The following is an 11038-nucleotide window of genomic DNA, read 5'->3' as shown; positions in this document are numbered from 1 at the left end:
GCGTGCGTCAGGTTCGGGAAGTACCCGATACGGACCTCGGAGGCCGACAGCTTCTTGCCGTCGGTGGCGGCGACGTTGGCCTTGTCGGCGTCCTTCTTCGCCTCGGATCCGTAGCCGCAGGCGGTGAGCAGCAGGGGAAGCGCCGCTGTGGCGGCGATGGCGCGCAGGGTGGTGAGCGATCTTGCGGCAGACACGGAGGTGTCCTTTCACGGGATGGTGTTCAGGGAGGTGAACGGAGATGGGCGACGCAAAGCCATCGGCGCACACGGCACCCACTCCCGGCCGTCGGCGGCGGGATCGCGGTCGCAGGCTGAGGAACGGATGGGTGTCGGGCGCCCTGGGGGTGGATGGGTCCGTACATCGCGCACCCGCGCTTGAAGGCACACGGGTGGTGAGGTCGGCCGAGGGGCCTGCCCGGCCGACGGCGAGCGGGGCGGCACAGCGCCCAGCGGTGCTCTGCGCGGGGAGTCAGGCCCTGTAAATGGTGTCAGGCAAGCTGACAGATGGCGCTCGACGTACGGACCAGGTCGATGTGTCGGCGGGAGGTCAGGGGCAGCATCCGGCCTGCACAATGCAGTGTTCGCACGGCCACCTCACGGAATTCCTAGTTTTCCCACCTGGTTGGTAGGCATATTGGCAGACGGGGACACCCGCCCCAAGAGGTTGACCATATGGTGGACGCAGATGTCTCGCGATGCGAGAAAGCGCAGGTGGGCCAGGGGATCAGGGATTGGTCCAGGCGTCAGGGGTGTGGGCCAGCGCGGATACGTCAGCGGGCAGGTCGGACGACGCGACGTCGGCGAGCGTCACACCGTCGAGGATCTCGCGCACGTTGGCCCGCAGCGCGATCCACAGGGGGAGCAGCGACTGGGCGGGGCCGGTGTAGGAGAGGTCCGGTGGGCGGACCCCGCGCACCGAGACGAGCGGTCCGTCCACGACGCGGATGACATCCGCGATGCTGATGGACTGTGCGGGCTTGGCCAGCCGGTAGCCGCCGTTGCCGCCCCGCTGGCTGAGCACGAGACCGCCTCGGCGCATGTCGTTCAGGATGCCTTCGAGGAACTTGTGCGGGATGTCCTGGGCGTCGGCGATGGCTTCGGCCTTCAGCGGCCCGTCATCCTGTGACGCGGCAAGCTGCAGTGCGGCACGTACCGCGTAGTCCGCCCTGGCTGAGATCCGCATACGGACATTATCCCGTACGGCTTCGGTCGGCGTCCGTCGCGGGTGGGCCGCCGGCTGCCGGACAGGAGATCGTGCCCGGCAGCCGAGGGGCTCAGGTCCCAGATCCGCATCCCATGGGGTGCCTCGCGTCAGTGGATGGCCGCCGCCACCGCGCGGTGGGAGCCGTTGAGGTAGTGCTCGCCGATGGAGCGCAGGCGGTGCGCGACCGGGCGGTGGGCTGTCAGGACGCGGGCGTTGCGCCAGAACCGGTCCAGGCCGGGGGCATCGGCGAGTTCCAGCACCCGGGCGGTGATGTGCAGGGCGGCTTTCGACGTCACGGTCTCGGCCGTGGCGACCAGGGCGGCGACGCCCGCGGGTTCCTCGGCATCGAGCAGCGCACCTGTGTCGAGGGCCTGCGCCATCACCTCCGTCGCCCGGTCGACCACGGCGGTGGCCGTCTGAGCGGCAGAGGCGAGTTCCCCGTACGTCAGGAAGAGGTCCGGGTCCGCACCGGGCAGCCGGTATGCGCGGCCGCCCCTGCTGAGGTCGCGCGCTTCGGTGAGGGCGCCCTCGGCGATGCCGAGGACGACGTGGCACAGGGCGAGCCGGAGCGCCGGCTCGGCGAGCGCGGTGAAGGGCGCGGTCGACTCCTCGTCGTGCGGCCGGCGGCCCAGCACCTGCCCGGGCGTGACGGTGACCCGGTCGAGGACGACCTCGCCCGCGCCGGCGACGCGCTGCCCGAGGCGGTCGCGGGCGGGTTCGATGGTCACGCCCCGCGCGCTGGGTGGGATCCGTACGACCAGGACGTCACCGGTCACGGCGCAGACGGCGTCCACCACGATCTGGTCGGCGACGGCCACTGCCGTGTCCACCGACCGGTACCCGTTCAGCACGTAGCCGGTGTTGCGCGGCCTCAGCGTGAGGTCCGGTCCCTCGGTGTCGTCATCGGGTGCGAGAGTGCGGACCGCGCCGGTCCACAGCCACTGCTCGCGCACCGACTGCTCTTCCAGGGTGGTCGCCTGGTGGTGAGTCGCGTAGAAGCGTCCGCTCCACGCGTGTACGTAGTGGCGGGCGAGTACGTCGCCGACAGCGCTGTCCGCCGCGGCGATCTCCCGTATGACGACGCATCCGGTACGCCAGTCCGCCCCGCGATCCGACCCGGGTGGGGTGAGGGCTGCCAACAGGCCGGCCTCGCGCAGCCTGGCCGTCTCGTCGGTCGGCGGCTTGCCCGCCTGGTCGCGGGCGATGGCGTCCGCGGCGAGGTCGTCCGCCACATCGCGGGCGGTACGCAGGAGCGCGCGGCGCTGTGCGTCGGCGGATCGGTGGCCGGCGGTGCTCGGTGTCGTCGGCATGGGCGTCACCGACAGGCCCGGGTGCCGCTGTGTGGCGCGGGGGCTGGGTGGACAGCGGTGCCATGGGGGATGGCGGTGGTCATGTCGGCTACTCCGGAACGTTGTCGGGCGGCGTCGGCCGGTTGCTGGGAGGTGGGGGAGGCGCGCGAAGGGGTGGAGGGCGGTGGGCGTGGGGACCGGCCGCGTCCCGGCGGGGCGGCACACCTGGTCGTTCCGCCGCGCCCTGGTCCACATGCCGCTCAGATGATGGCGGTGGGCTCGGGGGTGAGTTCCGCGGGCACGCTCATGCGCCGGGCACCGGGCCTGACGAGTGCCGGCGGCATCAGAGTCTTGGCCGGCCGCACTTCACCGAATCCCCACCTTTCCCATCGGATTGATAGGGATAGTCGCCCGAAGCGGCCGTCTCGGCAAGAGAGCGACCGAATGGTGGACAGTTCGATCTCGGGATGAAAGACGATGCAGGTCGGCGGCCGGCTTGTGGGGGCGTCGCAGTCGGATCCTCTGTCAGGGAGTGCGTGAGGTCGGGGAGTTCGTCCGATGTGGTGCCTGCCCGGCGAGCCGTTCGCCGAGGCGGAGATCCGCTGCGGCGACAGGGGTGGCCGCTGTGCGTCGGCTCTGGCGAGCGGCGCGCCACTTCCCGCGCGGGACAGCACGCGACGTGAGAGCCGTGCCGGGTGTGTATGCGGCCTGTTCTTCGGCTACTTCGGCGAACATGGCGAACATGGCGAACATGGCGAGGACGGCGCCGTCGACGGTCCGAGACCCGTTCGCGGCGCGGTGGGCCTGTTGCCGTCCCGCTCGCGCCCAACGGCGGACGGGCGCGGGAGGTACGCGCAGCAGGTTCGCGGCCTGTCCCATCGGGTATGAGGGCACGCCCGCAGCCTAGGCATTCGCGATGACCAGCAGAGTACGGGCGGCGGCCGGCCCCGTCAGGCGACAGCGGTGCGGGACTTCGCCCCGGTGGTGGGCGCTCTGGCCGGCGCGCAGGGTCAGTGGTTCCTCGCCCTCGACCTCGAGGACGATCACGCCCTCCAGGACGTAGAGGAAGTCCTCGCCGGGGTGCTCGAACCAGCCGCGCTCGCCCCGGCCGGGCTCGAAGTGGTGCTCGTAGGCCTCCATCAGCGCGCTGCGCCCGCCGGGGATGAGCACCTGGGCGACCTGCCCTGCGGCCTCGTTCACGCGGATCACCTGCGGGTCGCTCTCGTGGCTGACCGCACCCGGTCGCGCGGGCGGTCGGAGGAAGGTGCCCGGGCTGACGTCCAGTGCTTCCGCGATCCGGTAGATCGAGCTGAGGCTGGGCGTGGCGAGGCCGCGTTCGAGCTGGCTGAGGAAGGGCTGGGAGAGGCCTGAGCGGGTGGCGAGGACGGCCATGGAGACGCCGCGCTGTTTGCGGCAGCTCCGGATCACCCGTCCGACCTCGATGGCCTCGGGCGTGGGTTCGGGTCGAGACACGCAGGTGAACGTACCGCATCACCGATCAAGGGCCGGAGGCCCCGGCGAGGTTTCGCACTGCCGCAACACTGCCGTCATAAGCGTGGTCAATTATTGACCTCACTTATCAAATCGAGGAACCGAACGAGGAGCTGCCCCGTGCACGCCACCCCCTCACCGCCCGGCCGGGCCCTCAGCCGGCTCGGCCCGGCCCTGGGCGCGGCAGGTGCCGTGCTCGCGCTGTGGTACCTGCTCGCCTGGTCCGGTGTGGTGGCCCCGGGGCTGCTGCCCACGCCCGGTGAGACCGTGGCCGCACTCGCGGACAGCGCCCGCAGCGGCATCCTGGCCGCTGATCTCGGCGCCAGCCTGGCCCGTGCCGGACAGGGTTTCGCGCTGGGCGCCCTCGTCGGCAGCGCGCTGGGCTTCGCCACCGGCTATCTGCCGAGGCTGTCCGCCGCCGTCACCCCGGTGATCTCCTTCCTGCGCCCGATCCCGGCCATCGCGCTGGTGCCGCTCGCGACCGCCTGGTTCGGCATCGGGGAGACCGCCAAGCGTCTGCTCATCGCGTACGCCGTGCTGCTCGCCGTCTGGCTGTACGTCCACGACGGGGTGTCCCGGGTACCGGTGTCCCACCTACGGGCGGCCCGCTCCCTGGGAGCGCCGCTGCACCGGCGGTTCACCGAGGTGCTGCTGCCCGCCGCCGCACCCGCGCTGCTCGCGGCACTGCGGTACGGGGCCTCGGTGGCGCTGCTCGCCCTGGTGGCGGCGGAACTGGGCGGCGCGGACAGCGGGTTGGCGTACCGGCTCCAGGTCGACGGCCAGTTCCTGCGCGTGGACCGGATGTTCGCTGGGCTGCTCGTGCTCGGGCTGCTCGGCGTGGCCGTCGACCTCGTCCTGGCCGCGATCGGCCGCCGGTTCGTGCACTGGAGCGCGTCATGAGCCGACGGGTGCGACTGGAGGGGCTGACCGTCGGGTACGGGGGCACGGCGGTGCTGGAGCGCACCGACCTGGACCTCCCGGCCGGGTCGTTCACGGCCCTGCTGGGGCCGAGCGGGTGCGGGAAGTCCACGGTGCTGAACGCGGTGGCCGGGTTCGTGTCGCCCACCGCCGGGCGTGTGACGGCGGGATCCGAGCCGGTGCGCGGACCCGGCCCCGAGCGGGGCCTGGTCTTCCAGCACTACGCCCTCTTCCCGTGGCGCACGGCGCGCGGCAACGTCGAATTCGCCCTCAAGCGGCTCGGCCTGCCGCGTCCGGAGCGCCGTCGGCGCGCCCTCGCGGCGCTGGCCGAGGTGGGGCTCGCGGACGGGGCCGAGAAGTACCCGGCGCAGCTGTCCGGCGGCATGCAGCAACGCGTGGCGCTGGCCCGCGCGCTGGCCGCGGAGCCCGAAGTGCTCCTGATGGACGAGCCGTTCGGAGCGCTGGACGCACTGACCCGGACCCGGATGCAGACCTTGCTGCGGGAGCTGTGGCAGCGCCGCGGCACCACTGTCCTGTTCGTCACGCACGACATCGACGAGGCACTTGCCCTCGCCGAGCGGGTCGTCGTCCTCGGCGGCACTCCCGGACGGGTGGTGGCCGACCACGCCGTGCCCGCCGGGCCGCCCGACCCGGACCTGCGCTCGCTGATCGCACGTCACCTCGGCTTCGACTGAAGTCCCACTGAAGTCCCACTGAAGTCCCCTCGACTCCTCCCCTGTCCCCACCTCCGTCCCCGGAAGGACCTCCCCCATGCTCAGACCCCGCGCAGTGGCCGCCCTACTGACGGCCGCCCTGCTCTGCGCGCTCACCTCGGCCTGTGCCGTCGGCTCCGGCCCCGCGGGCGGCGGCCGCCCTGCCGTTTCCCTCGCCGCCAGCGACTACCTCGGCGGGGCGCCCGTCCACGTGGCCCAGGAGCGCGGGCTGTGGTCCGCCGAGGGGATCGACGCCACCGTGACCACCCAGCCCACCGGGCGGGACGCGCTGAACGCCGTGCTCGGCGGCCAGGCGCAGCTCGGCGTCGTGGGTGACCTGCCCGCGGTCACGGCCGCGCTGGGCGGGCGCGAGCTGCGGATCGTCGCCGACCTGTCCCGGTTCGACGACTGGCGCCTGCTCACCCGGACCGACCGGCAGATCACCGGCTTCGCCGCGCTGAAGGGCCGCAAGGTCGGAGTCCCGCAGGGTACGAACGTCGAGTACGCGCTCTCGCGGATGCTCGCCTCCGTGCAGCTGACGGCCACGGACGTGACCGTGGTCAACCTCGCCCCGAACCAGGTGACTCCGGCGCTGGCCCGAGGGGACGTCGACGCCGGGGTCACCTTCCCCAGCTTCTACGACTCCGCCCGCACCACCCTCGGTGACCGCTACGCCGAGCTCCCCTTCACCGGCTACACGGCCCGGACCCTGCTCGTCGCCGGACCGGAGGCGACCGAGGCGACCACCACGGCCGTGCTCCGGGCGCTGCTGAAGGCCCAGCGCGAGATCGCCGCCGACCCGCCCGCCGCGCGGAAGGCCGTACTCGCCCAGTCGAAGGGCGCGCTCCAGGCCGGTTACGTGGACGCCTTCCAGCCCCGCTACGGCTACGGCGCGACCCTCTCGCCCGAGCTGCTGGCCGAGTTGGAGCAGGAGGCCGCCTGGGCGAAGGCCGCCCAGAGCCTGCCGGGCTCCGCCGACCGCGCCGCGCTGCTGCGGCACCTGCACCCCGCGCCCCTGACGGCCGTCGACCCGGCCGCCGTCAGCGTTCGCTGACCCCCACCCCACCCAGGAGATCCTCATGACCGTCGACCAGAACACCCTGCGCCGCCGCGGCGTCGGCCTGATCGCCCATGACCCCGCCCGCAGTTACGGCGGCTACACCCTCTACACGCCGATCACCAGCGCCGGCGAGATCCACCTCGTCGACATCGAGGGCCGGCCGGTCCACACCTGGAACTCCCCGCACCCGCCCGGCCGCCAGGCGCAGCTCCTCCCCGGCGGGAACCTCTTCTACGCGGCCAAGGACACCAGCAGCCCGACCCTCTTCCCCATCTGGGACGTCTACCACGGCGGCATCTTCCAGGAACTGGCCCCCGACTCCACGGTCCTGCGCGAGCTCAGGCACCCCTTCCACCACCACGACGCCTCGGTCCTGCGCAACGGCAACCTCATCGTCACCGTCGTCGAACCGCTGGCCCCGGCCGATGCGGCCCGCATCCGGGGCGGCATCCCCGGCTCCGAGGCCCCGGGCGGGGTGATCTACGGGGATGTGGTGTACGAACTGACCTGGGACGGGGAGGAGGTGTGGCGCTGGGCCGCCATCGAGCACCTCGACCCCGAGGAGTTCCCGCTCAACCCGCATTTCGCCCGCGAGCACTGGCCCATGGCCAACACCGTCAACGAACGCGCCGACGGCTCGATCGTCGTGGGCTTCCGCAGCGCGTCCTCCACCGTGGCCGTCGACCGCGCCGACGGGTCCGTGCTGTGGCACATCGGCCCCGACGTCCTGGCACAGCAGCACCATCCGCACGAGCTGGCGGGCGGCAACATCCTGGTCTTCGACAACGGCACTTACCGCGACACGACCTCCGTGCCGTACTCGCGGGTGCTGGAGCTGGACCCGCGCACGGGCAAGAAGGTGTGGTCGTACGAGGACAACCCGCCGCAGAACTTCTACAGCCCGTACATGTCCAGCGCGCAGCGCCTGCCGAACGGCAACACCTTCATCGCGGAGGGCTCCTTCGGACGGCTCTTCGAGGTGACCCCCGCCGGTGACGTGGTGTGGGAGTTCGTGGTCCCGCAGTTCCGGTCCTTCGGCGAGGGCGTGGGCCTGGAGTCCTCGGCCGGCGCCCAGAACTCCGTCTTCCGCGCCTACCGCTACTCCGCCGACCAGCTCCCCTGGCTGTGAACGACAGCCCGGTTCATTTCACCGGAAGGCGTTGTGTGTACGGCGGATGAAATTGCCGCACGCTTCCGCGGATACCGATATCGGGACCGTTGACAGCCCTTCTCCGGGCTGCCTAGCTTACGCCGCAGACAACGACATCAGCGGCCTCTTCTGTCCGGCATGACGGCTGCTTTTCGATTCTTCGATTTATCGAATGCTGCTGGAGTGTCCTTGACCGAATCGCTCGTCCTCACCGCGCCCCCGGGACCGCCGGCGCCGGCGGAGCGGGTCCTCCCGCTCCGCCGGCCCGGGCGGTGGATCGCCACCGTCGTCGTGCTGGTCCTGGTCTCCCAGGCCGCCCACGGGCTGCTGACCAATCCCTTCTACCAGTGGGACCGGTTCGCGTACTGGTTCGCCCGGCCGGTCATCCTGGAGGGCCTGTCCATCACCCTCCAGGTGGCCGCGTACAGCGCGGTCCTGGGCCTCGCGGGCGGCATCCTGCTCGCCCTCGGCAGGCTTTCCACGAACCCCGTACTGCGATCGGTGAGCTGGACGTACATCTGGCTGCTGCGATCGGTGCCGCTGATCGTGGTCCTGCTCTTCCTCTACAACCTCAGCGCCCTCTACCCCACCCTGAGCATCGGGGTGCCCTTCGGACCCGCCTTCTTCACCTTCGACGAGTCGCGGCTGGCCACCGACATCGTCGTGGCGGTCGTGGGACTGAGCCTGAGCGAAGCGGCGTACGCGGCCGAGGTGGTACGGGCCGGTGTGCTCTCCGTCGACCAGGGCCAGCACGAGGCGGCGGCCGCGCTGGGACTGCCCAAGCGGTACCAGTTCGCCCGGATCGTCTTCCCCCAGGCGCTGCGCTCCATCGTCCCCGCCTACGTCAACCAGCTGATCGGGCTGGTCAAGGCCACCTCGCTGGTCTTCTACGTATCGCTGCTCGACCTGTTCGGCTCGGTGCAGAGCCTGGGCAGCACCTACCCGGGCGACGTGGTGCCGCTGCTGCTGGTGGCCACCTTCTGGTACGTGGTCCTGACCAGCGTCCTCTCGGTCGTCCAGTTCTACGTCGAGCGGTACTACGCGCGCGGCGCGCTGCGCACCGTACCGCCCACCCCCCTGCAGCGGGCCCGGACGGGCCTGCGCGATCTCCGGGACCGCTTCCGGAAGGAGACGGCGCGATGACCACGGCCACTGCCACGCGGCCCGCCGCGATCGAGGTCCACGACGTGCACAAGTGGTACGGCGGCCGACAGGTCCTGGACGGGGTGAGCCTGACGCTGCGGCCGGGCACGGTCACCGCGATCCTGGGCCGCTCCGGCTCCGGCAAGTCCACCCTGCTGCGGGTCATCAACCACCTGGAGAAGCCCGAGGCCGGATACGTCAGCGTGGGCGGCGAGCTGATCGGCGTACAGCGGCACGGGGGGCGGCTGAAGGAGCTGAGCGAGCGGGCGATCCTCGCCCAGCGCGGGCGGATCGGCTTCGTCTTCCAGAACTTCAACCTCTTCCCGCACCTGACCGTGCTGGACAACGTCGCCGCGGCCCCGGTGGCCACCGGCAGGCTGCCGCGGCCGCAGGCCCGGGCCCTGGCGCGCGAACTCCTGGAGCGCGTCGGGCTCGGCGACCGGACCGGCGCCTATCCGCGGCAGCTGTCAGGCGGCCAGCAGCAGCGCGTGGCCATCGCCCGCGCCCTCGCGCTGCGGCCCGGAGTCATCCTCTTCGACGAACCCACCTCCGCGCTCGACCCCGAACTCGTCGGCGAGGTGCTGTCCGTGATCAAGGACCTGGCCACCGGCGGCACCACGCTGGTCATCGTCACGCACGAGATCGGCTTCGCCCGCGAGGTCGCCGACGAGGTCGTCTTCCTCGACGGCGGCCGCATCGTCGAACAGGGCCCGCCCGAGCACGTGCTGGACCGGCCCGCCCATGCCCGTACGCGGGAGTTCCTGAGCAAGGTGCTCTGACCGCGCCGCGTTCCACCCCCGCCCCATCCCGCCCCACCAGCCCTTCCCGAACCGAAAGGGAACACCATGCCGCAACGCCGACGCTCCCTGCGCACCAGATTCGTCCGCGGCCTCGGCGCCGCCACCGCCACCGTGGCACTCGCCTCCGGCCTCACCGCGTGCGGGGGCGATGCCAAGGCCACCGGGGCGGGCGGGGACGTGGTCACCGTCGGCGCCGTGTCCAACGGCGCCGCCCGGCAGACCGAGCTGACCGTCCCCGCCGTGGAGGCCCTGCGGGCGCAGCTGCCGGCGGCCGTCCGCGAACGCGGTGAGCTCGTGATCGGCGTGGGCGCGCTGCCCGCCGGCTTCCCACCGCTGGCGTACGTCGGCACCGACCAGAAGACCCTGACCGGGGCGGAACCGGACCTCGGCCGGCTGGTGGCCGCCGTGCTCGGGCTCAAGCCGGTGGTGAAGAACTCCACCTGGGAGAACCTCTTCGTCGGCATCGACAGCGGCAGGGTGGACGTGGCCTTCACGAACGTCACGGTCACGGAGGAGCGCAAGAAGAAGTACGAGTTCGCCTCCTACCGGCAGGACAACCTGGCCTTCGAGACGTTGAAGGACAACCCCTGGAACTTCGGTGGCGACTACCGCAATCTCGCGGGGAAGGCGGTCGCGGTCAGCTCGGGCACCAACCAGGAGAAGATCCTGCTGGAGTGGCAGAAGAAGCTCCAGGCGGAGGGCAAGGACATCTCCGTCAAGTACTTCCCCGACGCCAACAGCACCTACCTGGCCCTGAGCGGCAAGAAGATCGACCTCAGCTTCGGCCCGAACCCGTCCATCGCGTACCACACCACTCAGACGGCGAGCGGCAACGCTCCGACCCGCAGCGCGGGTTCCTTCTCGGGGGCCGGCGAGTCGCTCCAGGGCCTGATCGCCGCGACCGCGAAGAAGGACAGCGGGCTCGCCGAGCCGGTGGCAGAGGCGATCAACCATCTGATCAAGAACGGACAGTACGCGCAGCTGCTCGCCGCCTGGAACCTGTCCAACGAGGCCGTGACCACCTCGGAGGTCGACCCGCCGGGCCTGCCGGTGACCAACTCCTGAAATCCCCGGCCCCGGGCCGCGCCACGGACGGAGAGCCCCGCCGCATGACCACGCGCGCAGGTCCGAGTGCGAGTGCGAGTACGAGTACGAGCCTGGGAGCGGCTGCGGCCGCCCGGCTGGACCGAGATCAGCGCGGTGTGCACCCATCCCGACCGCCGGGGCAGGGGGCTGGCGACGCGACTGGTCCGCGCCGTCGCCCGTCCTTC

General features: G+C 71.6%; 11 protein-coding genes and 2 pseudogenes. 8 read left to right on the top strand and 5 right to left on the bottom strand.

Annotated features, from left to right (window positions below):
* The 5 genes and pseudogenes from ACGFYQ_RS34930 to ACGFYQ_RS34910 form a co-directional block, all read right to left on the bottom strand.
* Positions 1-194 (bottom strand): annotated as a pseudogene (locus tag ACGFYQ_RS34930) (sulfate ABC transporter substrate-binding protein); the annotation flags it as partial.
* Between the two features lie 293 nt (positions 195-487).
* Positions 488-559, bottom strand: a complete 72-nt coding sequence (locus tag ACGFYQ_RS34925) for a putative leader peptide (protein ID WP_393750233.1) — start codon at positions 557-559, stop codon at positions 488-490.
* 164 nt (positions 560-723) lie between these two features.
* Complete coding sequence (locus ACGFYQ_RS34920) at positions 724-1182, bottom strand: RrF2 family transcriptional regulator (RefSeq protein ID WP_393750229.1); 459 nt, start codon at positions 1180-1182, stop codon at positions 724-726.
* Positions 1183-1310: 128 nt separating this feature from the next.
* Positions 1311-2513 (bottom strand): acyl-CoA dehydrogenase, encoded by a 1203-nt coding sequence (locus ACGFYQ_RS34915; RefSeq protein ID WP_393750228.1) that lies wholly within the window; start codon positions 2511-2513, stop codon positions 1311-1313.
* Positions 2514-3395: 882 nt separating this feature from the next.
* Positions 3396-3965, bottom strand: a complete 570-nt coding sequence (locus tag ACGFYQ_RS34910) for a helix-turn-helix domain-containing protein (RefSeq protein ID WP_393750227.1) — start codon at positions 3963-3965, stop codon at positions 3396-3398.
* A gap of 138 nt (positions 3966-4103) precedes the next feature.
* Here ACGFYQ_RS34910 and ACGFYQ_RS34905 point away from each other — a divergent pair, with 138 nt between their 5' ends.
* The 8 genes and pseudogenes from ACGFYQ_RS34905 to ACGFYQ_RS34870 all read left to right on the top strand — a co-directional run.
* On the top strand, positions 4104-4883 hold the full coding sequence (locus ACGFYQ_RS34905) for an ABC transporter permease (protein WP_393750226.1): 780 nt from the start codon (positions 4104-4106) through the stop codon (positions 4881-4883).
* A complete protein-coding gene (locus ACGFYQ_RS34900) occupies positions 4880-5596 on the top strand; it encodes an ABC transporter ATP-binding protein (protein ID WP_393750225.1) in 717 nt (238 codons plus the stop codon). The genes ACGFYQ_RS34905 and ACGFYQ_RS34900 overlap by 4 nt, the downstream gene beginning before the upstream one ends.
* 76 nt (positions 5597-5672) lie before the next feature.
* Positions 5673-6668 carry an ABC transporter substrate-binding protein gene (locus ACGFYQ_RS34895; RefSeq protein ID WP_393750224.1) on the top strand — a complete coding sequence of 332 codons (996 nt, stop codon included), beginning with the start codon at positions 5673-5675 and terminating at the stop codon, positions 6666-6668.
* Positions 6669-6693: 25 nt separating this feature from the next.
* A complete protein-coding gene (locus ACGFYQ_RS34890) occupies positions 6694-7803 on the top strand; it encodes an aryl-sulfate sulfotransferase (RefSeq protein ID WP_393750223.1) in 1110 nt (369 codons plus the stop codon).
* A gap of 159 nt (positions 7804-7962) precedes the next feature.
* Positions 7963-8967 carry an amino acid ABC transporter permease gene (locus ACGFYQ_RS34885; RefSeq protein WP_393750222.1) on the top strand — a complete coding sequence of 335 codons (1005 nt, stop codon included), beginning with the start codon at positions 7963-7965 and terminating at the stop codon, positions 8965-8967.
* Complete coding sequence (locus tag ACGFYQ_RS34880; RefSeq protein ID WP_393750221.1) at positions 8964-9746, top strand: amino acid ABC transporter ATP-binding protein; 783 nt, start codon at positions 8964-8966, stop codon at positions 9744-9746. Before ACGFYQ_RS34885 ends, ACGFYQ_RS34880 begins: the two co-directional genes overlap by 4 nt.
* Positions 9747-9812: 66 nt before the next feature.
* Positions 9813-10832 carry an ABC transporter substrate-binding protein gene (locus tag ACGFYQ_RS34875; RefSeq protein WP_393750220.1) on the top strand — a complete coding sequence of 340 codons (1020 nt, stop codon included), beginning with the start codon at positions 9813-9815 and terminating at the stop codon, positions 10830-10832.
* 90 nt (positions 10833-10922) lie between these two features.
* Positions 10923-11030, top strand: a pseudogene (locus ACGFYQ_RS34870) (GNAT family N-acetyltransferase); the annotation flags it as partial.
* Between the last annotated feature and the right edge of the window lie 8 nt (positions 11031-11038).

This window comes from Streptomyces sp. NPDC048258 (assembly GCF_043201995.1).
GTDB lineage: Bacteria > Actinomycetota > Actinomycetes > Streptomycetales > Streptomycetaceae > Streptomyces.
This window is presented reverse-complemented; position numbering and strand designations above follow the sequence as displayed.